General features: G+C 69.4%; 28 protein-coding genes and 3 pseudogenes. 12 read left to right on the top strand and 19 right to left on the bottom strand.

What is annotated here, in order from left to right; genetic code table 11:
• The first annotated feature begins 33 nt into the window (after nucleotides 1–33).
• Both IG74_RS53715 and IG74_RS0136130 read left to right on the top strand, forming a co-directional pair.
• Entirely contained in the window at nucleotides 34–474 is a 441-nt protein-coding gene (locus IG74_RS53715; RefSeq protein ID WP_234334559.1) for a DUF721 domain-containing protein, read from the top strand.
• 335 nt (nucleotides 475–809) lie between these two features.
• Entirely contained in the window at nucleotides 810–1049 is a 240-nt protein-coding gene (locus IG74_RS0136130) for a hypothetical protein (RefSeq protein WP_234334558.1), read from the top strand.
• Between the two features lie 92 nt (nucleotides 1050–1141).
• On the opposite strand, the gene IG74_RS0136125 is transcribed toward IG74_RS0136130, so the two are convergent.
• Entirely contained in the window at nucleotides 1142–2056 is a 915-nt protein-coding gene (locus tag IG74_RS0136125) for a LysR substrate-binding domain-containing protein (protein ID WP_030685969.1), read from the bottom strand.
• Between the two features lie 143 nt (nucleotides 2057–2199).
• On the opposite strand from IG74_RS0136125, the gene IG74_RS0136120 reads away from it, so the two are divergent.
• Together IG74_RS0136120 and IG74_RS0136115 are read left to right on the top strand one after the other, a co-directional pair.
• The gene (locus IG74_RS0136120) at nucleotides 2200–3210 is read left to right on the top strand and encodes an aldo/keto reductase (protein WP_030685967.1); all 1011 of its coding nucleotides are present in this window, start codon (nucleotides 2200–2202) and stop codon (nucleotides 3208–3210) included.
• A 42-nt stretch (nucleotides 3211–3252) separates the two neighbouring features.
• The gene (locus tag IG74_RS0136115) at nucleotides 3253–3672 is read left to right on the top strand and encodes an SRPBCC family protein (protein ID WP_030685965.1); all 420 of its coding nucleotides are present in this window, start codon (nucleotides 3253–3255) and stop codon (nucleotides 3670–3672) included.
• Nucleotides 3673–4322: 650 nt separating this feature from the next.
• On the opposite strand, the gene IG74_RS0136105 is transcribed toward IG74_RS0136115, so the two are convergent.
• The 11 genes from IG74_RS0136105 to IG74_RS0136055 form a co-directional block, all read right to left on the bottom strand.
• Nucleotides 4323–4505 (bottom strand): hypothetical protein, encoded by a 183-nt coding sequence (locus IG74_RS0136105; protein ID WP_030685963.1) that lies wholly within the window; start codon nucleotides 4503–4505, stop codon nucleotides 4323–4325.
• Nucleotides 4506–4589: 84 nt separating this feature from the next.
• Nucleotides 4590–4853 (bottom strand): hypothetical protein, encoded by a 264-nt coding sequence (locus IG74_RS0136100; protein WP_030685960.1) that lies wholly within the window; start codon nucleotides 4851–4853, stop codon nucleotides 4590–4592.
• Entirely contained in the window at nucleotides 4850–5155 is a 306-nt protein-coding gene (locus IG74_RS46575; protein ID WP_037826644.1) for a hypothetical protein, read from the bottom strand. The genes IG74_RS0136100 and IG74_RS46575 overlap by 4 nt, the downstream gene beginning before the upstream one ends.
• A gap of 368 nt (nucleotides 5156–5523) precedes the next feature.
• Nucleotides 5524–6249 carry a hypothetical protein gene (locus IG74_RS46570; RefSeq protein WP_234334557.1) on the bottom strand — a complete coding sequence of 242 codons (726 nt, stop codon included), beginning with the start codon at nucleotides 6247–6249 and terminating at the stop codon, nucleotides 5524–5526.
• A gap of 88 nt (nucleotides 6250–6337) precedes the next feature.
• Complete coding sequence (locus IG74_RS0136085) at nucleotides 6338–6991, bottom strand: hypothetical protein (protein ID WP_030685958.1); 654 nt, start codon at nucleotides 6989–6991, stop codon at nucleotides 6338–6340.
• On the bottom strand, nucleotides 6988–7320 hold the full coding sequence (locus tag IG74_RS0136080; protein ID WP_030685954.1) for a hypothetical protein: 333 nt from the start codon (nucleotides 7318–7320) through the stop codon (nucleotides 6988–6990). The genes IG74_RS0136085 and IG74_RS0136080 overlap by 4 nt, the downstream gene beginning before the upstream one ends.
• A gap of 506 nt (nucleotides 7321–7826) precedes the next feature.
• Nucleotides 7827–7979, bottom strand: coding sequence for a hypothetical protein (locus IG74_RS52365; protein ID WP_158857893.1), 153 nt, complete (start codon nucleotides 7977–7979; stop codon nucleotides 7827–7829).
• Between the two features lie 260 nt (nucleotides 7980–8239).
• Nucleotides 8240–8449 carry an MbtH family NRPS accessory protein gene (locus IG74_RS49980; protein WP_199818939.1) on the bottom strand — a complete coding sequence of 70 codons (210 nt, stop codon included), beginning with the start codon at nucleotides 8447–8449 and terminating at the stop codon, nucleotides 8240–8242.
• Nucleotides 8450–10060: 1611 nt separating this feature from the next.
• Nucleotides 10061–10756, bottom strand: a complete 696-nt coding sequence (gene vanX / locus IG74_RS0136065; RefSeq protein WP_234334563.1) for a D-Ala-D-Ala dipeptidase VanX — start codon at nucleotides 10754–10756, stop codon at nucleotides 10061–10063.
• A gap of 23 nt (nucleotides 10757–10779) precedes the next feature.
• Nucleotides 10780–11823 (bottom strand): D-alanine--(R)-lactate ligase VanA-Sc, encoded by a 1044-nt coding sequence (gene vanA-Sc / locus IG74_RS0136060; RefSeq protein ID WP_030685950.1) that lies wholly within the window; start codon nucleotides 11821–11823, stop codon nucleotides 10780–10782.
• Nucleotides 11813–12805 carry a D-isomer specific 2-hydroxyacid dehydrogenase family protein gene (locus IG74_RS0136055; protein WP_051856144.1) on the bottom strand — a complete coding sequence of 331 codons (993 nt, stop codon included), beginning with the start codon at nucleotides 12803–12805 and terminating at the stop codon, nucleotides 11813–11815. The genes vanA-Sc and IG74_RS0136055 overlap by 11 nt, the downstream gene beginning before the upstream one ends.
• Nucleotides 12806–12932: 127 nt before the next feature.
• Here IG74_RS0136055 and IG74_RS0136050 point away from each other — a divergent pair, with 127 nt between their 5' ends.
• Nucleotides 12933–14276 (top strand): UDP-N-acetylmuramoyl-tripeptide--D-alanyl-D-alanine ligase, encoded by a 1344-nt coding sequence (locus IG74_RS0136050; RefSeq protein WP_030685945.1) that lies wholly within the window; start codon nucleotides 12933–12935, stop codon nucleotides 14274–14276.
• 35 nt (nucleotides 14277–14311) lie between these two features.
• Here the strand turns inward: IG74_RS0136050 and IG74_RS0136045 are convergent, their stop codons facing one another.
• Nucleotides 14312–14767 carry a GNAT family N-acetyltransferase gene (locus tag IG74_RS0136045; protein WP_199818938.1) on the bottom strand — a complete coding sequence of 152 codons (456 nt, stop codon included), beginning with the start codon at nucleotides 14765–14767 and terminating at the stop codon, nucleotides 14312–14314.
• Nucleotides 14764–15924 (bottom strand): lipid II:glycine glycyltransferase FemX, encoded by a 1161-nt coding sequence (locus tag IG74_RS0136040; protein ID WP_030685940.1) that lies wholly within the window; start codon nucleotides 15922–15924, stop codon nucleotides 14764–14766. The genes IG74_RS0136045 and IG74_RS0136040 overlap by 4 nt, the downstream gene beginning before the upstream one ends.
• An 87-nt stretch (nucleotides 15925–16011) precedes the next feature.
• Between IG74_RS0136040 and IG74_RS0136035 the strand changes: the two genes are divergently transcribed.
• The 4 genes and pseudogenes from IG74_RS0136035 to IG74_RS0136005 all read left to right on the top strand — a co-directional run bounded on the left by IG74_RS0136035 (nucleotide 16012) and on the right by IG74_RS0136005 (nucleotide 19565).
• Nucleotides 16012–16707: a response regulator transcription factor gene (locus tag IG74_RS0136035; RefSeq protein ID WP_030685937.1), complete on the top strand. Its 696-nt coding sequence runs from the start codon at nucleotides 16012–16014 to the stop codon at nucleotides 16705–16707.
• The gene (locus IG74_RS0136030) at nucleotides 16700–17785 is read left to right on the top strand and encodes a sensor histidine kinase (protein ID WP_030685935.1); all 1086 of its coding nucleotides are present in this window, start codon (nucleotides 16700–16702) and stop codon (nucleotides 17783–17785) included. Before IG74_RS0136035 ends, IG74_RS0136030 begins: the two co-directional genes overlap by 8 nt.
• Nucleotides 17786–18481: 696 nt before the next feature.
• Nucleotides 18482–18772, top strand: a pseudogene (locus tag IG74_RS53705) (hypothetical protein); the annotation flags it as partial.
• A gap of 400 nt (nucleotides 18773–19172) precedes the next feature.
• A complete protein-coding gene (locus IG74_RS0136005; RefSeq protein ID WP_063761321.1) occupies nucleotides 19173–19565 on the top strand; it encodes a DUF742 domain-containing protein in 393 nt (130 codons plus the stop codon).
• Nucleotides 19566–19674: 109 nt separating this feature from the next.
• Here IG74_RS0136005 and IG74_RS0136000 read toward each other — a convergent pair whose 3' ends face one another.
• Complete coding sequence (locus IG74_RS0136000) at nucleotides 19675–19947, bottom strand: hypothetical protein (RefSeq protein WP_030685929.1); 273 nt, start codon at nucleotides 19945–19947, stop codon at nucleotides 19675–19677.
• 150 nt (nucleotides 19948–20097) lie between these two features.
• Between IG74_RS0136000 and IG74_RS0135995 the strand changes: the two genes are divergently transcribed.
• On the top strand, nucleotides 20098–20280 hold the full coding sequence (locus IG74_RS0135995; protein WP_030685927.1) for a hypothetical protein: 183 nt from the start codon (nucleotides 20098–20100) through the stop codon (nucleotides 20278–20280).
• A gap of 524 nt (nucleotides 20281–20804) precedes the next feature.
• Nucleotides 20805–21293, top strand: a complete 489-nt coding sequence (locus IG74_RS0135990) for a hypothetical protein (protein WP_158857891.1) — start codon at nucleotides 20805–20807, stop codon at nucleotides 21291–21293.
• 347 nt (nucleotides 21294–21640) lie between these two features.
• On the opposite strand, the pseudogene IG74_RS54800 reads toward IG74_RS0135990, so the two are convergent.
• Nucleotides 21641–22259, bottom strand: a pseudogene (locus IG74_RS54800) (IS701 family transposase); the annotation flags it as partial.
• Between the two features lie 266 nt (nucleotides 22260–22525).
• On the opposite strand from IG74_RS54800, the gene IG74_RS0135980 reads away from it, so the two are divergent.
• Nucleotides 22526–23065 carry a GNAT family N-acetyltransferase gene (locus tag IG74_RS0135980; protein WP_030685922.1) on the top strand — a complete coding sequence of 180 codons (540 nt, stop codon included), beginning with the start codon at nucleotides 22526–22528 and terminating at the stop codon, nucleotides 23063–23065.
• Between the two features lie 95 nt (nucleotides 23066–23160).
• On the opposite strand, the pseudogene IG74_RS54795 reads toward IG74_RS0135980, so the two are convergent.
• From IG74_RS54795 to IG74_RS48265, 3 genes and pseudogenes are all read right to left on the bottom strand, one after another.
• Nucleotides 23161–23535 (bottom strand): annotated as a pseudogene (locus IG74_RS54795) (winged helix-turn-helix domain-containing protein); the annotation flags it as partial.
• A gap of 200 nt (nucleotides 23536–23735) precedes the next feature.
• Nucleotides 23736–23969 (bottom strand): hypothetical protein, encoded by a 234-nt coding sequence (locus IG74_RS0135970; RefSeq protein WP_051856139.1) that lies wholly within the window; start codon nucleotides 23967–23969, stop codon nucleotides 23736–23738.
• 254 nt (nucleotides 23970–24223) lie between these two features.
• Nucleotides 24224–25003 carry a hypothetical protein gene (locus tag IG74_RS48265; protein ID WP_158857889.1) on the bottom strand — a complete coding sequence of 260 codons (780 nt, stop codon included), beginning with the start codon at nucleotides 25001–25003 and terminating at the stop codon, nucleotides 24224–24226.
• Nucleotides 25004–25628: the final 625 nt, after the last annotated feature.

Raw genomic sequence — 25628 nt, 5'->3', positions numbered from 1 at the left:
AGGGCCTGGGATCTCCCGGTCGCCGACGGCCGCGTGCTGGACCGCTGGCCGGACATCGCGGCCGCCCTCGCCCCGCAGCTGCCCGACCGTGTGACGGCGGTCGCCTTCCGCCCGGAGACCGGCCAGCTGGAGCCGCGCCCCGCCTTCGCCACCCAGCTGCGCCTGATCACCGCCCGCATCGTCACCGCGGCCAACGAGACAGTCGGCACCGATGCGGTGCGCACGGTCCGGGTCCTGCCCGTCAGCAACGCGCCTGCGTCCCGGCCTGTACTGGAGGGCCCGGCCGCCACGGCGACCGGGCAGGCGGCGGTGAAGATCCGCGAGATGGCCTCGCAGGGCTTTCACCGGGCGTTCGCCGCGCGCCAGGCCGTCGTACCGGCGAGCCGCGTCGACCCCTCGATCACGCAGGCAGTGGAGCGGCAGACCGCGGCGATGGGGGCGCGCAGCCTTCCCGGAGCTACAGCTGATGGGTAGGCGAGTCGGCCCCGATCGAGCAGGCCCGTATCGAGCGCCGCCGTCAGGCCGACGTCTCCCGCGCCGCGGCCCTGCGGCGGGCCCGGGCGGAACGCGCTGTCCATCAGGCCGGTACGGCTGCCGCCGTACCGCAGTCCTTTCGGCTGCGGACCACGGCGTGATGCGAGGCGTGTGCCGCTCAGGGGGCGGACCGGGCACCGGCAGGCGAGTCCGGACGCTGGTGTCCGTGCGCGTGCAAGGCCTGAGGCCGGTTCCGCGTTGGCGAGTGACTCACCTGTACGGGCGGTGAGTCACGTGGCCGGTGGCGTGTTCAGGTCGGCTTAATATCGTCGTTCGTGGCAGATATCTCTGATGACCTGATCATGCTGGAACGTTCCGCCGAAGAGGAGCGCGCCAAGCTCGCGGGCCTCGACGGCGAGGAGCACGCGGCGCAGTGGCGCCGTTGGTACGACGCCTCGGTCACCTTCCAGGCGGCCGTCACGGCGTACGCCAAGGAGACTGGACAGGCTCGGAACGAGGTGGAGCAGGCCGTGAAGAAGGCCGTCCGGCATGCCGACGAGGACCCGGCCGAGTAGAACGCCGCGTCGAGAACCCGCCGCCTCTGCGGCACCACCAGCACCCCTGCAAGTGCCTGTGATGAGCCTGACGCCTCGTCATACCTCCCGAGTCAGTCGTGGGTTGCGGTGTTCTCGGCCCCGGCGGCCAGGACCGTGGTGCGGAACGAGGCGACGACCGGGCGCAGATCGGTTTGGTGCCACGCGGCCCACAGGGGAACAGACCTCTGGAACCAGGGCAGTTCGCGAACGGTCACGCCCGAGAGGTCGCCGTGCAGCATGCTCTTCTGCACGAAGGCGTTGCCGAGCCCGGAGGCCACGAGGCCCAGCGCGGTGAGGGCTTCCGGCGCCTCGAAGCGGATGTCGGGGGTGAATTCGGCGGCGGCGCACGCCGCGACGAAGTCGTCCCGCCAGACGTGGTCCTGGTTGTCCTGGACGGCGATCCACGGCTGGCTGTCGAGGTCCGCGGGCCGGATCTCGGCCGCGTCGGCGAGCGGGTGGCCGCTGGGCATCGTCAGCAGCAGGGGGTCCTTCAGCAGCAGTGTGCTGCGCAGGTCCGGATCCGACTCGGGCGGGGCCTCGGGGACCAGGGCGATGTCCAGGCTGCGCTGGCGCAGGCCCTCGAACTGCTGGGCGGCGGTGAGGTCGTACAGGGCGACGTGGATGCCGGGGCGCTCCTCGTTCAGCGTGCGCAGGGCCCGCGGCAGCAGGCCGCTGTGCATGGCGTCGCCCACGTACCCGATGCACAGGCCGCCCTCGTCGCCGCGGCCGAGGCGCTGGCCCAGGTTTTCCAGGCGGTCCGCGTGCCGCAGCAGGGCCGTGGCCTCGGCGAGGAAGACGCGGCCGTCGGAGGTGAGCCGGATGCGCTGCTGGCTGCGCTCGAAGAGCGTCAGGCCCAGGTTCTTCTCCAGCTGGGCGATCTGCCGGCTGAGCGGGGACTGCGAGATGTGCAGGCGCTCGGCGGCCCGCCCGACGTGTTCCTCTTCGGCCACGGTCACGAAATAGCGGAGTTGTCGCAGGTCAAGCATGTAAGACCTCGGGGGACTCAAGTGTGTCCAAGCAAGTCTTGGACAGTCTGACTGCACGATCCTAACCTCGGTGGAGCAAGAGACGCGGAACAGGAGAAACCTCCTCAATGCCGCATATCGTCATCGAGATAAGGATCTTCCCCATGGGCATCACGTCCCTTCTCCCCGGGCGGCTCGGCTTCGGTACCGCTCCGCTCGGCAACATGTTCCGCGCGATTCCCGACGACGAGGCCCGCGCCACGGTCGAAGCGGCCTGGGACCAGGGCATCCGCTTCTACGACACCGCCCCCTTCTACGGCGCCGGGCTGGCCGAGACACGACTGGGCGAGGTGCTCTCCGCCAAGCCCCGCGACTCCTACGTACTGTCCAGCAAGGTCGGCCGGGTCATCCTCGACGAGCACGAGAGCGCCACCCCCGACTTCGGCGAGAAGGGCGGACTGTTCGAGCACGGCAACCCCAACAAGATCGTCCACGAGTGGACCGCCGACGCCACCGAGCGCTCCATCGAGGACAGCCTCAAGCGCCTGGGCACCGACCGCCTCGACATCGTCTGGGTCCACGACATCGCCCAGGACTTCCACGGCGACCAGTGGCTGCAGAAGTTCGAGGAAGCCCGCACCGGCGCCTTCCGCGTCCTGTCCCGCCTGCGCGAGGAAGGCGTCATCAAGGCCTGGGGCCTGGGCGTCAACCGCACCGAGCCCATCGAGCTGACCCTCGCCCTGGACGAGCCCCGCCCCGACGGCTTCCTCCTGGCCGGGCGCTACACCCTGCTCGACCACGACCACGCCCTCCAGCGCCTGCTGCCCACCGCCCAGGAGCAGGGCGTCGACATGGTCGTCGGCGGCCCCTACAGCTCCGGCATCCTCGCCGGGGGCACCCACTTCGAGTACCAGCAGGCCCCGCCGGAGATCATCGAGCGCGTCGGCAAGCTGAAGGCCCTCGCGCAGCGCCACGGCGTCGGCATCAAGGCCGCCGCCCTGCAGTTCTCCCTGGCCCACCCCGCCACCGCGGCCGTCATCCCCGGCGCCACCCGCCCCAGCCGCATCGCCGAGGACACCGCCGCCCTGAACGAGGACATCCCCGCCGCGTTCTGGACCGACCTGCGCGCCAGCGGCCTGGTCAGCCCCGCCGCCCCGCTCCCCGACAACGCCTGACCCTCAGCCCCCCACACAGCACCATCCTCAGGAGAAACAACCATGGCTTCCACGTCCGTCAGCCGCGTCCTGCCCGCCTCCCCCCAGAAGGTGTGGGCACTCATCGGCGGCTTCGACGCCCTGCCCGACTGGCTCCCCTACATCCCCGAGAGCACCGCGCTCGAAGGCGGCCGCGTCCGCAAGTTGGCCAACCCGGACGGCGACGTCATCATCGAGCGGCTGGTCGGCTTCAACGAGGCCGAGTGCCACTACACCTACGCCATCCTCGAAGCCCCCTTCCCCGTCACCGGCTACCTCTCCACCCTGCGCGTCCACCCGGTCGACGACCGGGACGACCTCGCCGAGGTCCAGTGGTCCGGACGCTTCACCCCCAACGGTGTCAGCGACACCGAGGCCGAGGAACTGTTCGCCGGGATATACGCGGACGGCCTCGACGCCCTGCACCAGGCCCTGGCCGCTTGACCTTTGGCGGCCAGGACACGGCGGTCGGGAGTGGCGGCCGCGCAGCGCGCGCACATCTCGGCGATCCGCCACAGATACCCCGTCCGGTCCGCGTACATGGTCAGCGCCACCGCACCGCCGCACCGCACCGCCCCGGCGGCAGGGCGCGCGTCGCCGCGTGATCCGGCGGTGGGGTCGGGGGTGTGCCAGGCGCAGCGTCCACGCCCGCCCCGCGACGCGCTCTGGCTGCGTGCTGGCCTCCACCGCCATGTACGACTCCCCGCGCCCTGTGATCTGCGAATTCCGGAGGGACCGTCATCAAGGTCAGGACGTCCAGGCGGCCTGGGCGTGCTTGCAGAAAGGGCCCGGCTTCCCACCCTTGAGGGAAGAGGACGGGGACCTGGCTGTCGTCCCAGTCCTCAAGGGTGAGTCCGTAGTAGTCGATGTCGACAGGTACTTCTTCGCGGCTGATCAGCTCGGGCATTCGGTCCGTCTCCACGCGGTCAGCCTCAGTGACGGGCCCACGCCATGTCACGCGAGCGGGGTGAGATCTCCGTATCAGCCACTGCTGGACTGTCCGTTGCCTTCGTTGTCGGCGAGGGTCGGTGTCCGGCCGCTGTCGTCGCAGGCCCCGCAGGTGATCGTGTACGTCTGTGCCCCGTCGGTGACGGTCACGGTTCCCGCGCCGCAGCAGTCTGTGCAGGGTGCTGCCACCGGTGCTCCAGCTGTCGGAGGTCTGCTGCGAGGCGTGCGTTCAGGTCGCGGCGGAGGAGGCGTTGGGTGAGGGCGAGCATGCGCAGGTAGCGGGAGTCCTCACGCAGAGCGGGGAGGTGTTCGCGGTCGACCCAGCCCATGGCGGCCCCTCTTGGCGCGGGTGTCCAGCGTCTCGCCGGCGCGGGGCTGGTGGCAAGGGAGCGTCATGCGGGGGAGGAGGCCGATCAGGCTTGGGCGTGGGGGTTGATGATGGCGACGAGGTTGATGCGTCCGGTGTTGTCGCTGATCAGCAGGATGGTGATGGCGCCGGGGAGGGTGGCGGACCGCAGGCGGACGGGCCCGGGGACGTCGAGGCCGTGGGGCTGGGTGACGGCGTCGGGGTCGTCTTCGAGGCGTGGGATGAGGTTGAAGAAGGCGAACTGGGCTTCGAGGGTGAGGGTGGCGATGAGGTCGAGTGCGAGCTGATCGCGTTCGAAGTGCCAGGTCACGCCGCGGTGTGTCCTTGGTGTTGCCGCATGGTCTGCTCCCACTGCTGCCATGCGTTCCGTGAATCGGGGGTCTCACGGTACTCGGCCGGTAGCTCTCCGTGGTGCGTCTTGGCGTATTCGAGGAGGTCGTTCAGCGCGGGGCGGACGGCCTCGTGGCGGGCGACGACGTCGGCCCATTTCGCGAACACTGCGGGGAGGTCGTCGAGGGTGGCGAGGTGCGCTTCGCGGAGGAAGTCCTGGCGCAGTTCGGCGACGGGGATGGCGTGGGCGAGGGTGTCGATGGTCCACTGGCCGCTGCTCATCGCGTCCTCCCTGCTGCCCTGCTGCCCTCGTGTGGCCTAGGCCATCACGGTACCGGACTGTGCCGGACAGCGCCGGACTGTGCGGTGAACGTGACGGCCCGCTCTTCCGGCATGGCGACTTCCCGTGGTCAGCGATGCCGCTGTCGCGTCCCAAGCGCATCGTCCCCTACGGTCTCTACCGTTTTTTCCAGCGAGGCACGGCCTGCCCGGCAGCGAGGAGCCGGAGCTGCTCGCCTTCTCCGCGCGCTGAAACCGCCGTCCGGGAAGGCCATTGCCGAGCACTCTCGTCTGCCAACATGCGCCTGGCTGGCGGGGGGGCACGGACGCCGGAACGGGTCATCGGCTGCAAGCACCACCTCGGCTGCGGCTCAGTGTTCATGCCTCGTTTCGGCCACTCTCGGTCCGAATCCGCCCGCATCCCGTGCGGTGCGCGAGCGGGCCCGGGCCTCGCCGCCGTGGATGTCGATGGCACCCCCGCGATCGTGGCGCTGCTCCGGGGCGCGGCGCCGCGTCGCGATGTCCAGGGCCCGCTCGACGCACTCGGCCGCGCCTTCCGCGACGTCGGCGATGCGCCGCTCCTGCTGCTGAGGCAGTGCCGTGAACGGGCCCGGGGCGCGTGTGATCCGGGCGAGGAGCCACAGCGCGGCGTACGGCGCCGTCCTGCACCCGGTGTACCGCCACCGGCGCAGGTCGAGGGCGTCGGCACGCGCGAGTTGGTCGCGACGGGCCCGGTCGGCGGCCGGCCACGACCGCGGCGCGTACGCCATCGGGGGACGCTGCACGATGGCTGCGGTCTGGTCGGCGTAGGCGACGAGGGCGTCCTCGACGGCGCGCATGGTGTTGAGGACGACGAGGCGGACGAGGGTAGGGCGTTCGCTGGTCCGGTCGGGGCCGTGTTCCACGGGGCGGAGGTGTGCGGCCTGGTGGTGCTCGTACTCCAGCTCCAGTTGTCCGGGACCGAGTTGGTCGAGACGGGCGAGGTGGCCGCGGCGGCCGGTGCCGAACGCTGCTGCGGTCGCGGGGGCGCCAGCGGCTTCGTGGAGATCGGCCCAGTGCAGGGCGATGGTGCGGAGGTGCGTGGCGGTGGCGGTCATCGTCGGTGCTCCTGTGGTGCGCGGACAGTGCGGTGATCAGCACGTGAGAGGCGTCCTGGTCCGGCGAGACGGTGAGGGCGCCCCTTCGTCATGGGGTCAGGGGCGTACCAGCGAGGGCGACGCGGATGCGGTGTCGCCAGCCGAGGGCGCCTGGGTTGCGGAGGGCGGCTCGAACGCGCTCGATCACGGCGCGCTGCTCGGTGTTGGACTCGAGGAGCTTGGCGCGCTGCCGAACAAGTTCCGCGTTCTCGGCGAGCAGTTCGCCGACGCGGGCGATGGCCGCCGTGTGCCGGCGGGTGTTCTCCTCGTGGAGGTGCTCCAGGACCTGCTCGCGGGTGCGTGTGGCGCGGAGTTGCTCCTTGGCGTCGCGGATCGTGTCGTGGAGGAGCCTGCTGTGCGGGAGGACGACGTCGAGGACGGCCGTGGTGATGGCGTTGAGGACGTGCTCGTGCTCGTCGGTGCGGTTGTGCTCGGGGTGCTCGTCGAGGACCGGGCTGATGGCTGCGGCGAGCCGGTCGTGGAGCGGGGACGTCGAAGGCTCGGTCGCTTGGGTCGCTGCCGCGCTGGGCGCGGGAAGGGTTTCCATCACGGCGTACAGCTCTGGCGTGGTGAGCAGCCCCTGCCGGTGGAGAGTCGCGGCGTCCCGGGCGCGGGCGACGGCGTCCTCGGTGGCGGCGAGGCACTCGCGCAGCCTGTCGAGGGCGTCGTCGGTGAGGTCCTTGAGGTGGATGCGCTCGGTCATGCGGCCCGGTCCTGCCCCGTGCAGTGCGCGGTGTCGTGTTCGGCGCCGCGGGATTCCCACGACCGAAGGCAGCAGGCGGTGTTGAGGTGGGCCCAGCCGCGGGTGGTGTCGGCGGCAAGGGCGCAGTCGGCGAGGCGTTCGCGCTGTGCGTCGGCGCGGTCCCGGGGGCGGGCGACGGCCTCGCAGTGGCCGTACCAGGCGAGGGCCAGGGCTCCGCCCATCGTGCCTAACGCGGCAGGCCAGTACGGGGTGGGGGCGGTGGCCGCGGTTGCGCCCAGGAGGGCGCAGGCGCTGGCGCGGAAGGCGAGGGCAGGGCAGTGGTGGGACATGTGTGGGGGGTCCTCGTCGGTGTCGGGCCCATGCGGCTGGCGCCGGGCTGCAACTGAGGGGGCGGCGGGTTGTTTGCGGTACTGATGGCGAGCCCGGTGCGTGTGGGGGGGGCTGGTTGGGGGGTGTGTGACTGCGGAGCGGCGGGCGGCCACCGCCAGGCAGCTGCACCAGGACGTGACGGGCAATGTGTGGTCGAAGGAACGCGAGTGGAACCTGTACCGGGCAAGGCGGGCTGCCGCGGCTCCGGTTCGTGTCGGCGCCGCGGTCGCGCCGCCCCGGGGGCATCCCGGTCGCAGCAGTGGACGCGGTCGTCCTGCCGGGACGGCTCCCTGTCGGCTCGGCTCCCTGCCGGGACGGCCGTCGCCCCGACCCCGGCCCTGGTTCTGGAGCAGGAGCCCGTGGACGTCGATCATGTCGACCGGAGGCTGGGCTTGGAGAACTTGTTCCGCGAGCAGGTGCTGGACTGGCGGGTGCGTGCCGCGCGTGACCACCAGGTGGTGTTCGATCACATCGCCCGGTACGACGAGGCGTCGCCAGCCACCTGTTCACGCGGGCGGTCGTCGCCCAGGTGCAGCGCCTGTCCGGCCTGGGGCATCTGCACCTTGATCTCGCCCCGTCCTGTGGGGGCAGGCATGAGCGGCGGCGAGATGTCCAGCATCGAAGCGGCGTTTCCCGGAGACGCGTCGGCCCCGGGAACTCCGCAGCGGCGGCGTCGAGGACGGACAGGTGGTGCTGCGCGTGCTGGACACGTCCGCCTCCGTCACCCTGCTGGGGCCGGACCTCGACGAGTTGCCGCGCGCAGGCGACGTCCAGGACCAGCACCAGCCCAGGCGGGTGCGTCCGGCAGCGGGGGTGCCCCGACGGCACCCGCCTCCGCGCTGTAGCAGCACAGCACCGCCTAGGGCGAGGTGAGGAGCGTCATGAGGAGCGTGGCCCCGGCAGCGGGGCTCTGTTCCGGCGGCTTCGGGTGGAGTTCCAGATGAACGCGAGGCACTCCGTCTTCCCGCCGCTCTTCCCGGCCTCGGCCCAGCCCGGGGGGAGGTCCCACGCGGACAGACAGATCGCGTAATTCCCCTCGTCGTTGAGGACGATCTTGTAGATGGATGCGGGGCCGGTTTCGGGGGGCACGACGGGCTCCTCTCGGGAGCGTGTGAGCATCAGATGCGAGTGAGGTCAGGACCGGACGGCCGACGTCGCGGGGCCGGAAGCGTCGCCAATGGTTCCGGCGTCTTCGGCGTCTTCGGCGTCTTCGGTGGTGTCTTCGGTGGTCTCGTCGGGGAACGTCTGGAGGCGTTGCCGCCCGGAGGGGCTGAATGTCTGTGTCTTGAGTACGGCCCAGGCGGGACCTTGCCCCTAGCGGTTCTTCGACTGTCGGCGCCGCCCGGGTGACCGCAGCGCGTAGCCGCCGGGCACGAAGAGGTCGGCCTTCTCGGGCTCCTGCCTCGCACCAGCCGCCGTTGCGTCATCAGGGGTTGTCCCTGTCGGCGGGTTCCTGCCTCGGCTTCCGGCCGCTTCTCGCTGGCGTGGGTTTCCGGTAAGGGCACAGCAGCCTCCCAGTGGCGTACAAAACACCTCCCCCGAGGGCCTCTTGACGCCCCGAAGGTTGCCCCTTGAACGTGTTGATCTTTTCTGGATTCAGACCTGACCGGCTGCGGCCGAAGGACCCTTCTCCGGGGGCCTTGGTCCTGAACCGGCACAGACGGGTACGCCCCGCGACACACAAGACCTCTGCGGCGCTGTCAGGCATCGGGCTCGGTCGGCGGGACGGGGGACAGGTGCGCGCTCGGGCTGCGAAGGCGCGGCCGTGGAGACCTGCGGCCGGTGCAGCCCGCACCGCAGGTGCTGACCGGCAGCCGGGCCCACGCGCGGGTGAACACCCGCGCGTTCGTGAACCTCGCGGCCGCCGCAGGCGCCAGCGCCGGTACGAGCCCTCGCCTCGCCCACCTGTCCCGGCCCGGCACGGGCATTCACCAGCCTGCCGAAGCAGCACGGAATGAGCCTGGTGAACGCACGAATCCCTGACGCCTCTGCCGCTGTGGTCCCACCAGTGGCTCAGGGATTCTCCCGCTCGGCCCCTTACCGCCTGGCCGGTTCACCAGGGTGGCTCTGTCGGTGCTGCCGCGGTGTGGCTGGTTCGTGTGGAGAAGCCTTCACGTACACCGAGCTGGTGCTGCCACGGCGCACGAACTGCTCCAGCTTCAGCCCTTCCTGGTCGGGCAATCTGCGCACACGGACGGGCCCAGCCACCCTGCCCCCCCCAGCAGTTGGATCGGATCTCACCGCACATCCAACCGCCTCGGCCGCCATCCGCCGAACGTTCCCTGGCGGAGCACTACTTCTCGCGCAGGCAGGGGTGATCTGCCCGGCGTGGAGTGGTCTCGTCTGGAAGGCACCTGCCGAAGTCGGTTGCGACAGGGGCGGTAGTGAACCGAGCCGCGTCGGTACCACTTCTGTCCGTCCGCGTCTGAGTCCCGTGCTGCCCTTCGCCCTCGTGTTCCTCGCCCTGCGTCGCCTGACCGTCTCCGCCTTCGGCACCTGATGAGCCTGGAACCGAAGGCTGGGTCCGTACCTTTCGTAGTGCGCCGGGCCCACTACGACCGCCACACCGGCGGCCAGAAGTCGTTTCGACGGGAGCGCGATCGCCTCATGAACGACGAACTCTGGCCCGCCCGCCCCTGGTTGCCGACGGCGTGGCTCTGCTCCCGATCGGCATCGCCGCGCAGCACCCCGAGGTCCGGATCAGACTGCGCGCGGTGGTGAGGCGAAGGCTGCCTCAACGGCAGACCCTGGTGCCTCGCACGGCTCCAGGGTCGCGAGCCCGGCGTCCTGCGTGATGGGAAAATCGAAATAGGTGTCCGGGTAAGGCTCGCCGTCGAGCGTGTAATGCCACCACTCGCACTCGTACGCACTGAAACCGCAAGTCTCCATGAGGGACCGCAGATGCTGCCGGTTCCGTGCTTCGGTAGGTGTGATCCCTTGTGCGCCATGGTGCGAGATGGAATCCATCAGGTCATGGTCGCCGCCCATGGGAACGAGCTCACCGGTGGCCAAGTCATAGAGGGTGAGGTCGACGGTGCTGCCCCGGCTGTGGCCCGACCTGGCGGCCACATATCCCTTCTCGAACATCTCGGCCCTGTCGATATTGGGATAGTGCCGCGACTTGGTCCGGCCGTCCTCCGGCTGCTGCGACCAGCGCAGAAGGCAGTCGACGGCGTGCTGTGGGCGGTAGCCGTCCCAGAGCAGCAGGCCGAATCCCAAATTTTCGGCCCGCTCTGTGGCCCGTTCCAGCGCCGTGCACAGAGCCCTCGTACCGACGATTCGATTGGCCAGATATCCGTCCACCGGCTTTCCGGTGAAGTTGTCCCACGTGGCGTACTTGGCGTCCCAGCGTATTCCGGACGCCAGCTCGTCCACAAAGGCAAAGTCGCCCCTCACCGACTCCACCGACTCCACCGGCTTCATCGGATTTTTCCCGTCAGGGCGAGGGACACCGCCCGGTCGATCACTTCGGGAAGCAGCAGCCCCGCTGCGGCCATCATCCTCGGATAACGGCTGTACGAGGTCATGCCGGGGAAGGTGTTGACCTCGTTGAGGACTACTTTCCCGTCCTCCTTGAGGAACATGTCTACTCGCGAAAGACCACTGCATCCCAAGGCGCGGTACACGGCCTTGGCCGTCTCCTGCACGAGTAGCCGTGACTCTTCCGGAATGTCGGCGGGAACGATGGCCAGGGAATTCTCGGAACCAGTCTCGGGGGCGTCTTCCTGGTGGATCCTGAAGAATCCGTGGGAGAGCGCGATCCGGTCCACCTCGCCCACGGTCAGATCCGAATCGTTTCCCAGGATGGCGCAGCCTATCTCACTGCCGATGACCGCCTCTTCGATCAGTACCTTCGCGTCGTACTGTCGTGCCGTCTCCACCGCGCTCGGAAGTTCCTCTTCCCGGGACACCTTGGTCACGCCGAAGGACGATCCGGACCGGGCGGGCTTCACGAAGACCGGATAGGCGAGCCGGGCGGGATCGATGGTTTCGTCCGCCGTGACGGTCCAGAAGTTCGGCGTGGCGATTCCCGCGCTGCGGGCGACGACGTAGGCAAGGGACTTGTCCATGCACAGAGCGGAACTCTGGATGTCGCAGCCGATGTAGGGGATGCCGGAGAGTTCCAGCAGCCCCTGCATCGCGCCGTCCTCGCCGAGGGTGCCGTGCAGCACCGGCAGGACGACGTCCAGACGGATCGTTCCGTAACTCCCCTGCCCTAGGACGAGCAGCCCGTGCACGTCGCTGTCCGGCGACAGGACGACGGGGCGGCAGTCCCGGTTCTCCCACTCCGCGTCGGGACTGTCACAGAGCTTCCAGGCGCCGCTCTTCGTGATCCCGATGTAGAAGGGTTCGTACTTCTCGAGATCGAGGTTCTGGGCCACCTCACGCGCCGACTTGACGGAGACGGGGTGCTCCTCGGAACGGCCGCCGAAGATGATGCCGACCTTCAGCTTAGTAGCCATAGTGATTCCTGCTTTCGAATGTCAGACAGTTGGCGAGGGAGTTCTCCACGGTGTCGCGCAGGGCGTGGTCCGTGTAGTAGGCGGTGTGCGGACTGATGAGCACATTCGGCAGCTCCTGCAGTCGCAACAGCCCTTTGCTCTCTATGGTTTTGTCCCGGCAGTCGGCGTAGAAGATGCTTTCCTCGCCTTCGACGACATCCAGTGCCGCGCCACTCAGCCTGCCGCTCTCCAATTGCTGCACCAACGCCTCGGTGTCGATGAGCGCACCACGTGCGGTGTTGACGATGAGAGCGCCGTTCTTCAGCTGTGCCAGGCGATGCCGATCCAGCAGATGGTGCGTCTGCGCAGTGAGCGGTGCATGCAGGGTGACCAGGTCGCTCCGCCGCAGCAATTCATCGAGAGGAATGAGCTCGACAGCGGCACCGGGGCGGTCCACGGGACGGTTGTCATGGGCCAGGACGCGGCAGCCGAAACCCCGCAGCCGGGCCATGACCGCCGCGCCGATACGGCCCGTCCCGATCACTCCCACCGTCAGATCGCGCAGTTCCTTCCCGCGCGCATCGCTCAGCCGGTAATCGTGCATGTCGGTGCGCCGGACGATGGCTTTCGCATCCCGTAAGGCCATCAGCATGAGCATCAGCGTGTAGTCGGCCACGCTGTCCGGCGAGTAGGAGACGTTTTCGACAAGGATGCCGATGCTGTCCGCGTATTCCACATCGATGTGGTTGTAGCCGATGCTCCGCGTGGAGACATAGCCCACGCCGGCTCGGCCGAGCGCACGCAGAGTGGCGTGGGTGATGGGGGTCTTGTGGCCGACGCTGATGCACCGGCTGCCGACGGCCAGTTCAGTATTGGCTTCGGATACCGGTGCGTCGGTGATGGCCGGCTGCACACCGAGGCCGGGCGCCAGTTCGCGGAACAGAACGGCTTCGTCCGGGCCGCACCCGTACATGGTGATGCGGGTCGTTTCGCTGTGGGTCATGCCTCCAGTCAAGGCGGCGTGCTGTTGCCGGAACGTATGTGGTTTTCGATACGCTCGCGATACGTCCTACTGCCTTGACTACAGGCATGACTTGCGAAACACCAGACATGGCGTCCAGGGATTCGACATGATCCCGCTCAGCCTCGGCCAGATCGCCGAAATCGCCGGCGGGACGGTTGAGGGTGACGGCGCCGTGACCGTGACCGCTCCAGCCGTGCTCGACAGTCGGCAGGCCGAGCCGGGCGGCCTCTTCGTCGCCATCGCCGGCGAGCACGTCGACGGCCACGACTACGCGCGCCAGGCCGGCAGAGCCGGCGCGGTCGCCGTACTCGGCTCGCGGCCAACGCCGCTCCCCACCGTCGTGGTCGAGGACACGCAGGCCGCGCTGCAGTCCCTCGCCGCCCACGTCGTAGCCCGGCTGCGCGACAAGCTGACCGTCGTCGGGCTGACCGGTTCGCAGGGCAAGACCAGCACCAAGGACCTGCTGGCGGCGGTGCTCTCACCCACCGCGCCGACGATCGCCACCATCGGCTCGCTCAACAACGAGCTCGGCGTGCCACTCACCATGCTGCGCGCCGACGCCGCCACCCGATTCCTGGTCCTTGAGATGGGAGCCCGCCGCGTCGGCGACATCGCCGAGCTCACCGGCCTGGTCGCACCCGACATCGCCGTCGTACTCAATGTCGGCCAGGCCCACCTCGGCGAGTTCGGCTCACGCGCGGCCATCGCGGCGGGCAAGGGCGAGCTGGTGCAGGGTCTGGCGCCCGGCGGCACCGCCGTCCTCAACGCCGATGACCCCCGGGTGGTCGCGATGCGCGCGCTCACCGATGGCCCGGTGCTGACCTTCGGCGAGGCGGTCCACGCCGACGTACGGGCGCTCGACTTGGACCTCGACCGGCTCGGCCGACCTTCCTTCACACTACGTACCGCCGGTGCCTCGGCCCCCGTGGCGCTGCCGCTCCTGGGCGCCCACCAAGCGCTCAACGCCGCGGCCGCCGCGGCGGCGGGGCTGGCGGTCGGCGTACGCCTCGACCTGGCCGCGGCGGCGCTGGCCACCACCTCGCTGTCGAAATGGCGCATGGAGCTGTGCCCCCTCGCAGGCGGCGCGACCCTGCTCAACGACTCCTACAACGCCAACCCCGACTCGACCCGCGCCGCCCTGGACGCGCTGGCGGCGGTCGAGGGCGGCCGCTGTATCGCCGTCCTCGGCGAGATGCTCGAGCTCGGCGAGGAGAGCGAGGCCGAGCACCGCGCCGTCGGGGAGTACGCCGCCTCCCGGGCCGACGTGGTGGTCGCGGTCGGCGAGGCCGCCCGGCTGATCGCCGAGGGCGCGGGCGAGCGGGCGGTGGCACTGGCCGACAACGACGCGGCCGTCGACTGGCTGCGCGTCCGCCTCGCCGACCGCGACGTGGTGCTGGTCAAGGCCTCCCGCGGGGCGCGCCTCGACGAGGTCGCCGCCGCGCTCGCGTAGTTCGGCGGGGCGGGAGCGGACGCTCGACGACGCGGTCAGGATCCCCCTGTCGGCAGGTCTCGCAGGAACCGGGACGACATCCCCGCTTGGTCGATGTATCCGCGGCGCCGGTAGAACTCATGCGCATCCTGCCGATGATCCCCACTGGTGACTTCCATGCGGACGCATCCGAGGGTGGCGGCGAAGGATTCCGCGGCCGCGACGAGTCGAGAGCCGACGCCGCGGCCGCGAGCTCGACCGGAGACCACCAAGGCTACGATCCGGCCCCAGGAGCCGTCGCGTTCGAAGAACGGGCAGACGTGGACGGCGATGACCCCGAGGAGGTCGTCGCCGGCCTCAGCCACATAGGCCGCGCCGGACGGATCCTCGGCCCAGCTCTGGATTCGGTTCGCCGTCGCTGCCCGGCCGTCTTGCGGATGGCCCAACTGGTCCAGCAGCACGTTGACGGCTGAGGCGTCGTCGCGGTGTGCCGGTCGGATCCTCATGCTCATCGCGCGCGCCGCCTCATGTAGAGGTCGAAGGCCCGGTAGATCATCGGCCGCAGCGGCAGGTCCCACTCGCCGACGTACCGCACCGCCTGACCGCCGGTGCCGACCTTGAACTGGACGAGGCCGACATGCGAGTCGTCCGCATCGAGGGTGGGGGTGATGCCGCGCAGGTCGTAGACGTCGCAGCCGGCCGCGAGGGAATCGCGGATCATCGCCCACTGGCAGGCGTTGGAGCCGCGCACCTCGCGCTTCTCGGAGGCGGAGGCGCCGTAGGAGTACCACGCGTGGACGCCGACGCGGATCAGGACGGCGGCGGCCACCACATCACCCTGGTGGCGGGCCAGGTAGAGCGTGATCCGCTCGGGATCCTCGGCCCGCATCTCCGCGAACATGGTCTCGAAGTAGCGCAGCGGCCGGGGCGTGAAGCGGTCGCGCTCGGCGGTGTGGACGTAAAGGTCGTGGAACGCCTTCAGGTCCTCGCCGAGCGTCACCTTGCCGACCGTGACCTCGACGCCCGCCTTGGCCGCCTTCTTGATGTTGCGGCGCCACTGCTGGTTCATGCCCCTGAGTACGTCGTCCTCGGTCCTGCCCGTCAGCGGAATCTCGTACTTGAACTGCGGATGCCCGACCCCGAAGCCGTCCTCGGGACTCCGCGGAAGCCAGCCGGCGCCGCTGAGCCGACCGGTCACCTGGGCGCCGACCGGGTCGCCCCACTGTCCTGGCAGGTCGGTCAGCCGCCGGACGTCCGGGTCGGCGATGCCCTCCTTGACCCGCGCGGCGCTCCAGGTGTCCGTTACCACCGGCGGGCCGAGCCGGATCGCGAACGCCCCGTGTTCCTTGAGATACGCCGCCAGCGGGTCGAGCCACACATCGATCTCGCCGCTCCAGTCGATGACCGGGCCCTCGGGCAGATACGCCAGCGTGAAGCGGTCGAGCCGCGGCACCGGTCGGTGCAGGACGAGCCCGGCACCGACCAGGCGACGGCCGTCGAACCAGCCGAGGGACTCGCTGCGCCACTCGGTCTTGACCCGGCCCCACGCCGGGGTCTGCAGAAAGCTGACCGACCGCTGGGCCCGCACGAACGCCACGTGCTCGGCGGCGCTGATCGGCCTGACGACCGGATTCCCGGCTGCTGCTCGTACTGGTTCGCTGTAGGACATGCCACCAGTCAAGGCGACGGAGTGTTGCCCGGGCGTATGCACATCTCGATACGCCGACGATATGTGCCGCCTCATAGCCTTCAGGACATGCGTGTGTTGATCGTCGAGGACGAGCCCTATATGGCAGAAGCCATCCGCGATGGCCTGCGCCTGGAAGCGATCGCGGCCGACACCGCCGGTGACGGCGACACCGCCCTGGAACTACTGAGTATCAACACCTACGACATCGCCGTCCTCGACCGCGACATTCCCGGCCTTTCCGGCGACGAGGTCGCCAAACGCATCGTCGCCTCCGGCAGCGGCATGCCCGTCCTCATGCTCACCGCCGCCGACCGGCTCGACGACAAGGCGTCCGGGTTCGAACTCGGCGCCGACGACTACCTCACGAAACCCTTCGAACTCCGAGAGCTCGCGCTCAGGCTCAGGGCCCTCGATCGCAGGCGCGCCCACAACCGGCCGCCGGTACGGGAGATCGCGGGCCTGCGCCTCGATCCGTTCCGCCGCGAGGTCTACCGCGACGACCGCTACATCGCGCTCACCCGCAAACAGTTCGCGGTCCTTGAAGTCCTCGTCGCCGCCGAAGGCGGTGTCGTGAGCGCCGAAGATCTCCTGGAGCGCGCGTGGGACGCGAACGCCGACCCGTTCACCAACGCCGTACGCATCACGGTCTCCGCCCTGCGCAAACGCCTCGGCGAACCCTGGCTCATCGCCACCGTGCCGGGCGTCGGCTACCGCATCGACACGACGCCCGGCGCCGGGCGCGGGAGCGGTGACCGTGGCTAGGAGGTCCGGCCTGAGCGTCCGCCTCAAGCTCACCCTCAGCTACGCCGGATTCCTCATGCTCGCGGGTGTCCTGCTGCTCGGCGCCGCAGGACTCTTCCTGCTGCGCCAGGGATGGTTGCGGACCAACGAAGAGGGGGCGTGGAGACAGAGTCCGGGTACCGAGCTCGTGCGTGGTTTCGCGCCGACGGCAGCCGCGGTCATGGTGTTCCTCCTGGTCTTCGGCCTCCTGGGAGGATGGCTCCTCGCCGGCCGCATGCTCGCGCCCATGGACCGCATCACACACGCCACCCGGGCGGCCGCGGCCGGATCACTGTCCCACCGGATCCGGCTGCCGGGACGCAAGGACGAGTTCCGCGAACTCGCCGACGCCTTCGACACGATGCTCGCGCAGCTCGAAGCGCAGGTCGCGGAGCAGCAGAGATTCGCCGCCAACGCCTCGCACGAGCTGCGTACCCCGCTGGCGATCTCGAAGACACTCATCGACGTCGCCCGCGCCGATCCGAACCACGACACCGGCGAACTCGTCGACCGCCTCCACACCATCAACACCCGGGCCATCGACCTCACCGAGGCACTGCTCCTGCTCAGCCGCGCCAACCAGCGGGCCTTCACCCGAGAACACGTCGACCTGTCCCTCGTCGCAGAGGAAGCAGCCGAAACGCTCCACCCGCTCGCGGAGAAGCACGGCGTCATCCTCGAGACCAGCGGCGACATCGCCCCCGCGGCCGGTTCACCCGCACTCCTGCTGCAGCTCACCACGAACCTCGTACACAACGCGATCGTCCACAACCTGCCGCAACAGGGCACCGTCTGGGTTCACACCGGCGTCCGCCCCAAGACGGTGGTGCTCACCGTCGAGAACACCGGTGAGCAGCTCACCCCCCAGCTGGTCGCGACCCTAACCGAACCCTTCCAGCGCGGCACCGAGCGCATCCACACCGACCAGGCAGGCGTCGGCCTGGGCCTGGCCATCGTCAAGACCATCACCGAGGCACACGACGGAACCCTCGCGCTCACCCCACGCCCTGCCGGGGGGCTCCGCATCACCGTGGAGTTGCCCGCGGCATCAGGACGGTGAGCCCCGAGCGACCAACCGGGGGCGCCCGACACCTCCCAGCCGTACAGGTGCCAGCGATGGATCTACGGACATTGTCGGTGCCAGTGCAAGACGACGCCCGTCGGCTGCTCATCGACCGGCGGGGGTGGACATCTGCCGCTTCGGCTTGACGTCGACCACGATCGGCCCGTTCTCGGCGATCAACAAGAAGCCCGGCACGTGGGTGCGGACACGTGGGTGCGGACCTGCCCCTCCACCTTGGCGTTCAGTAGGAACGGCTGGGCAGTGATGCCGAGCGCCGCGGGGTCGAAGTCGGCGAACAGTAAACGTGCCAGCTCGAATCGCGACCCGTAGATCACGTGGCTTCGGGTCGTCGCCGACCAGTACGTGCCGGAGCAGTGCCTCTGCCCCTTGCGCCACCGGAAGGTCCGCCACGGAGCAGCTGCCCACGGCAGGTCCTCGAGCAGCCGACATCCTCGACGCACTTGCCGTCTTGGAAGCGAACGCTGACTGTTACGGCGGAACTGTCCAGGGCGTATCCCCAGGCCGGGTCGTGCCCTGCATATCCCCGATGCCCGCATGCGGCCATGAGGGAGGCTCGGACCGGCCCTCATCGTCCGAAAAGAGTGAACGCACTGACCTGCCGATCTCAGGAAGGCGCCAAAAGTGGCCCTGATGTGTAGTCAGTTCTGAGCATGCGGCGCGAGTTTTGAGAACCTGCAAGCAGGGTGTCTCGGGGCTGTCACGGAAGTCCGCCATGCCCCGTTCCGTCTGGTCCGGCGCCGTCTCATTCGGCCGGGACGATCCCGATCAAGGTCATGGCCGCCACTGAGGATCACTTGTTCCGCTTCCACCAGTACCACCTGGAGGGCATGGGCTGGATCCGCACGCGGAAGATCTGAGAGCTCGAGGACCGGCGAGGTCGGCCAGGACGAGATCGGCAGGGGCTACGAGGTCTCCAAGGACACCTTGGTGGCGGTGTCGGACGAGGAACTGCGCGAGATCCCCCCGCCGACGGCGAAGGCGATCGACATCGTCACCTTCGAGCCGTACGCGAGTATCGACCCTGGCCCGTCACCAAAGCCTGCGCACAGGACCCGGCCACCCTCTGCACATCGCGGCCGCGCTGCCCGGCCCCGAGTGCATCGCGCGCAGCCGCCGCCCCCACTCATACGGACATCGCCCACGCCCTCAACGGCAAGACCGTGCCGGACTGGCCCACCACCGCCCGCCTCGTCGTGGCCCTCCAAGGCCAGCCCGTCGACATCTGACCCCTGTCGCACGCGGCCCACACCCTGCCCAGACTGCCCCTGCAGACAGCCTCCATGCCCGCCGACGCCTTCGGCTGATTTCCACCCCTGCCCCACCCACACCCGCCGACGCTTCACGTCCTCGGGGGGAGGAACGCATGTCCTTGATCACCCCCAGCCGCCCGCGGCCGCGCTACCAACTCGCCATCGAAGCCCTGGTGCAGACCACCGCCGATCCCGCGCAGGCAGCCCAGCAGTTGCCCGTACACCCGCGGATCTACGCCCTGTGCCGCGAGGTGAGATCCGTCGCCGAAGCAGCCGCCCTGCTGAACACGCCCCTCGGCGCCGCCCGCATCCTCATCGCCGACCTCGCCGAAGCCGGCCTCGTCACCATCCACCAGCCCGCCACCCACACCAGCGCCAACGACACCCCCGACACCGCACTGCTCGCCCGCGTCCTGCGCGTGCTGCGCGGTGACCCGCCCACCACGCCCGCGTTCCGCCAAACGCAGCCCGCCTCCTCCTGCCTCCGAAGGCACAGCGCCCGCTGAAACCGGACCACGGCTCACGGCTCACCTGCCGACGACGAGCCCAAGCCCCGCAGCGGCAGAACTGGGCCGGCGTGCCGGTCCCACGGTCGGGATCCCACGCGTGGCCGCCTCAAGGCTGGCGGACCGTCGTGAGCTCTTGGACTCGCTGATGGAAGAGCGGGTCCCGGACCTTCAACGGTTCAGTGATGCCGAGGGAGGGAGCCGCTTCGGCAAGCGCGACGTACGTCATGTCCGTCGTCTCGAGCCGGTAGTAGGTCAGGCGAGGGACCGCTTCATCGGAGAGATGAGAGCGGGCGGCGGTGTGGTGCAGCAGTTCACGCAGCAGGTCGTCGGCCCTCAGGGCGGTCCGCTGGCACAGGCCGGCGTCGGGCGCCAGGAACAAGGCGTGCCACGCGCCCGTGTGCGGGCCGGTCGGCGCTGGCCACCCGGGGCCCCGGTGCGGGGTAGTCCCGGCCGTGCGTCCAGTACCCTTCCGCGTTGCTGCCGAAGGGGCGTCAACCACCGGCCAGGCCCTGCCACTAGGGTCACTACCATGGCGACCCCCTTCGAGAGGGCCCTGCGCGATGCCGCGCAGGCGCTGCAGTCCGGTGACTGGCCCGTGCGGCAGCCGGACAGAGATGCGGCCGCCGTCGTTTGGGAGCAGATCTGGATTCCGTACCAGGACGTCCTGGGGGAGAAGGAGCCGGAACCGGACCGGGCATACGCCCGCCTGTAGGGCTGTTCCGGGTGCCTGCGCGGCCGCGGGCGCGGTGCCGGACATCAACGCCTGATACGCCTAGGTTCTCCAGCAGCTGCCGCCAGCTCTCGCCTGCGCAGGCGCAGACCAGGAAGCGGCAGTGAAGCTGCTGGGCGGGTTCGGCACGGTGGTGTACGCGATCGGCACCGGCACGGAGGTCTAGCGGGGTGAACTTTCAGCCGGCCCCAGGTTGATTCCTTGTCCCGCCGCGCGGGCCGCCCACCCGCGCCCCGGGCGGCTATGCCGCGGTCGCGAGCCGTGGTCGGCGGCATGCTGGAATCTGGCTCCACCCGACTACCCATCCGGGTAGGACCGCACCGCGCTCACCAGCAGTGGGGTAGTCAAGACCCGTGGCGTTCGCGGTGGTCGAGCGGGCAGGCAATCGCAGTCGGCCGACGCGGCCGAGGGCGGACCGGGGATGCCAGGGGGACGGTGCGAAGGGCATCCCGCCATACAGATAAGATCTATGTAAAATCCGCATCTGGGGGGAAGGAACCACATCAATGATGCGCAATATCACCAAGGGGATAGGTGTCACTGCTGCGGCGGTGGCGGCACTTGCGATGGGGAGCGGGGTGGCGACCGCCAAGAACGGCCTGTGGCAGCCGTGGGTCGCACCGAAGGACTCGAATTCCTACCGCTGCAGCCAGACGATCGATCACCCCAAGTCGACGCGTGTGTTCATGCAGACGTGCATCATCCACGGGGCGGAGGACTTCCTGCAGCCCGTCCTGATCGTCTCGAACACCTCGGACAAGTGGATCGAGATCCACGGCAACACGAACTCGAACTGGGTGCTGCCCAAGGGGGAGAGGGGCTACTGCAAGGACTCCGACCTCGCTCCGGGAGCGAGGACGGCCTGCTACGGTCCCACGTCGCGAGGCCGTGTGGGCGTCAACACCGCGGACAGCGAACTGATGCTGAACGCCGGTACCGGCGGCAAGGTCACGGGTGTCACCACCTCCGCCAAGTACACCCTGTACGACTTCTAAAACCCTGCACGGCGGGCGGGACCACACGCGCCGCTCGCCGCGTCCGGCCTGCACGCTGAGCGAGCAAGCCATCGGCGCCAGTCGCCGGTTCCGAACAACGGCTGCGTGCCTCTCAGCAGCGGTCACCAGGGTCCGTACCGCATCGCGGTGCGGACCCTGGTCGTATCGTTCAACGGCGCGGAGCAATGCCCCTCGAAGGCCAGTTGACCTCGCCCTCAGCCACGACGGCCGCCGCGGGCACCCGGCCCGCCGTTCAGCGACCTGGGCAGAATCGCAGGTTCCGCTCTGTCCGGCCGCGCCCAGCACGCAAGACCCGTCCCGGCTGTGTGCGACGTCTTCTCGCAGCCTCACTGGCGGTGGTTTGTTGGACGGGGCGGTAGAGGTCGAGGGGTCTGCCGGTGACGACGGCGTTGAGGAGGGCTTGGAGTTCGGTGGGCGGGGCCTTCACCGACCATGCTCGCCAGAAGCGTTGCAGCGTGGCCCAAGGCGTCAGCCAGCCGTGGACGGCCCGGAGGGCTCGGGGCCAGCAGGTCGGCTGGGGCTGCTGGGACTCTGCTCCTCCCCCCTCTATGTCACCTCTGATGCGGTGTCAGGATCGGGTGCAGGAGTGGCGGCTATGGGTGTCAGCGGGGCGAACCAAGTGTTCCAGAAGCTGAACGCGCAGTTCACGAGGGTCTGGTGGCGGCAGACAGCGGTGTCGGAGCGGACCTGGAAGTCGGCCCATCCGAGTTCGTCCTTGACCTGTTTGTAGCTCTGCTCGACCCAGTGCCGCAGTCCGTAGATCCGTACCACCTCGGTCAGGCCGGTGGCCGTATGTCGGCTGTGCTTCTCGCGGGGCGAGCCGGGCCGGGGCAGGTTGGTGGCCAGGTACCAGGTGGAGGTCTCGGGCAGGTGGGCCGGATCGGTGGTGGCCACCACCAGCCGGACCGCGCCGTCGGGTTCCCACCAGCCGAGCTGGGCATCGGCGGGTTGGCCGGTGGCGGGGACTCTGCCGACGTCATAGCGGGTGGTGGGACGCCGGTTCCGTAGCCCGGGTGACTGCCCGGGGCATGGCGCTTCGGGAGGCGGCCCGCCGCTGCCGAAGCCGATGTTCAGGAGAACGAGAGGCATCCCGTCCCTGGCAGGTGTCGCTTGTAGGGCCCGGCCCCGTCGGCAAGGACGAGGGCCGGGCCGGTGCTCTGGTCGGTCTGCGAATCTTGATCGTTACCGGGCCTGCTGATTGGCTGGCCGGTATGACTGATCTCGGACCCGTCGCCTGGCCTCCTGCCCCGATCAAGACCGAGAGGCTCGTGCTCCGTGAGCCCGAGGCCCGGGACCGTGCGGCGTTCATCGAGCTGCTCGCCTCATCCGAGGTGCACACCTACCTCGGCGGCCCGCGCTCGCGGGACGAGCTTGAGCGCGAGATGCCCGAGGTGCCCGGGCAGTGGCCCGGGAGTTTCGTCGTTGAACTCGACGGGTCGATGATCGGCCAGATCCTGCTCAGGAGGGCAACGGAGCAACACCGCCCGGCTGCCGTAGGGAAGACTGATCTCGGCTACCTGTTCCTGCCGCGGGCGTGGGGATTCGGATACGCCGCCGAGGCGTGCGCGGCCGCACTCGACTGGCTCACCGGCGCCCTTCCCGGCGAGCCGGTGGTGCTCGCCACGCAGACCGCCAACGTCGCCTCGATGCGCCTCGCGGCGAAGTTGGGGTTCACCGAGGTAGAGCGGTTCGAGGCCTGGGGCGCGGAGCAGTGGCTCGGCATGCGGTCCCCGGTCACGCCATCCGATTGACGACGCCGCGGCCGCGAGTCGCATACTCCGGCGGGTGCGGCCTGCCTGCCGCAAGGCCGCAAGTCCTCCAACGGGGTCCGGGCGGCCTGCTGGAGGACGGGATCGGCCTTGTGCCGCACGCTGTCACCGGTACGTTTCCAGCGGAAACCCTCGCGGTGCAGCAGTTCGCCCAGCCAGTCCGCAGAGATCTCCACTCCATGCTCGGCCCGCAGCCAGTCGCACAGGGCGGGGCACTCCACGCGATCCCCGCCTCGGCGGAGACGTCGAGCAACTCGGTCGGCGCGGTCCGGTCGTCCGATCCGGTCGTCCGGTCCGAGAAGCTTTGCCGGACGACCTGAGCGAGGGGCATCGGACGGCGCCTCGATCCAGCCCTCCGCGAAGCGGTGGACGGCGGCGCGGACCGGGGCCGGATGACGCTTCAGCAGGTCGGCGACCTCGGACACGGCCCTGCCGCGGTCCAGGAAACGGATGCACTCGGCACGCTGGCGGGGGTAGAGGCGGTCAGATCGCGGCGACGAGCCAGTAACGCGTGGAACTCACGCCGCTGATCGCCGGTCAGTTCGACACGGAGGCTTCTGGGCAGGCGTCCCTCCCATGGGCAGGCGCCCCTCCCAAGGGACGCCTGCACAACGCAACCAACGTCACCCGGATCCACGAACGCGCCCCTGCCTCAGCGCCTCCCGCGACGCGCCAGGCAGCGCAGGATCGCGGCCCCGGCCAGGAGGCCGCCCGTCAGCGGTACGAGGACGCTCACCCAGGGATCGCGGATGGGCTTGTACGTGGTCTTGCCTTCTTTGATCTCGATGAAGCCGAGCGGCCTTGCTTCGGCCCCGCCGCCGACCACGGCGTCCTCACCGGCCTCCTGGCCGGTGTTGCCGCCGAAGCCGAAGCCGATGCGCGCCACGGGGATCTGCCGTCCTCGCTTCCAGCGGTGCGTTCCCTGAGGCGGTCATCGGGGCCGCCCTCAGCCGGGCGTTCGGCCGGGCTCAGAAGGTCGATGGCGGCCGGGGAGGACATTCGAATCTCGGCACAGACGAAGCAGTCCACCGCAGCGAGGGCACACGCGGCTGTGGCCAGGGCAGGGGAGAACGTCGAACAGGCCATGACCCAGCAACGAGACCGACGCCGAGCCTCAGCAAGGAACTTCACCCGAGCCGCTCAGAGCGTAGGCAATACCGCCTTTGCCACCGGCCAACTGGTGTTCGCCGCTGCCGCGGCCTTCAGCGCGTCAACGTCGATGGCCGGTTGCGGTCTCGGCGAGATCTGCCTGGAATCGGAGGCGGAAGCACCGTTGTAGGCGGTGCAGGTGATTATTTCCTCGACGATGGGCCGGACCGGGCCCGGCTCACTGACGACTTCCCGCGTACACACTGGTTCCAGCTTGGTCAGGACCGCGTTGTTGGCGCTGCGCAGAGTGCTCTTCAGCCCGGCGGTGTCGAAGCCGGCACGCGCCCGGGCGAGCAGCGCGATCGGCCCCACCGCATTGACGGCGAAGCCGAGCTGATCGGCCGCTCCCTTGTCGGAGACGGCGCCGAGAAGACTGTCGGCCAGGGTCACACAGCCGGTGGTGTCGCGGGCGAACGACTGGAGCGTATCCGGAGTGAAGAGCCTGATGTCGGCGACGTCGATGACCGCGTGACGGGCGCAGGAGCGTGCCTCCGCCGCGGCGACCTGGTCGATGTGGGCGAGGATCTCCGTCTTCGCCGAACCGATCGCATCCAGAATCCGCTGCGTTGCCTCCTCCAACGACAGGCCGCCCGCGGCGAACAGCTGGTAGGCGGCGTACGCAGCCTTGGCTATTGCGACGTAGTCGATGGCTTGTGCTGATGGTGCCGCGCCCGGCGCTGTCACGGACTGCGTCGATCGCTCCGCTGCCAGTGCGGCTTGTGCTGTTGGTGCGCCTAAGGGAACCGTTACGGCAGCGGCCAGGACCGCCACCGTGGCTCCGCGTGCCCATCGCGAACTCATCTCATCGCGCTTCCCTCACGAAAGTGCCTCATAAGTCGCATCCTGTGATGAACATTCCAGACCGGAACGGCGGTAGTCAACGTGATTCAGCGCCAAAAGGACCTGGACGCGGCCGGTCGACTTGTCACTTCTCACATGGCCAAGTTGTCGTGCCGCACGGCCGTTTCCCGCTGAGCCCCCGTGCCGCGGGAGTTCCGCCGGGAGCTCGGGTACTGCTCTTCCGTACGGTGCGGGCCAGCGCTGCGCGGCTCCGTGGGCCAGAGAGAGGACCAGGAGCCACCGCACGCCCCGGCGCTGTGCCTGTCGACGGCGGTTCGTCGATGAGAGTGGTGGGCGCGCTCGGCTGTGACGGGAGCTGTTGGGGTTCGCCGTTGCGCTGGGTGGTGAGGGCCAGGGCCGGGCCCTGCGTCAGGCGTTCAGGAGGGTTCGTCCATGTGCTGACGGTTGCTGTAGAGCGTGGCCGCTGCGGCGGCTAGCCCCACGATGGTGAACGTCATGTAACTGGTTAGGTCTGTGGGGCTGGTGGGTGTGCCGGGCTGCAGGTTGGCGGTTGCCGGTGTCCCGGCGTTGAGAGGGCTCCTGGTTTGATCTTGGT

Origin of the sequence: Streptomyces sp. NRRL B-1347 (assembly GCF_000720325.1) — a bacterium.
Classification (GTDB): domain Bacteria; phylum Actinomycetota; class Actinomycetes; order Streptomycetales; family Streptomycetaceae; genus Streptomyces.
The sequence above is the reverse complement of the archived record's forward strand: the minus strand, read 5'-3'. Positions and strand labels throughout refer to the sequence as shown.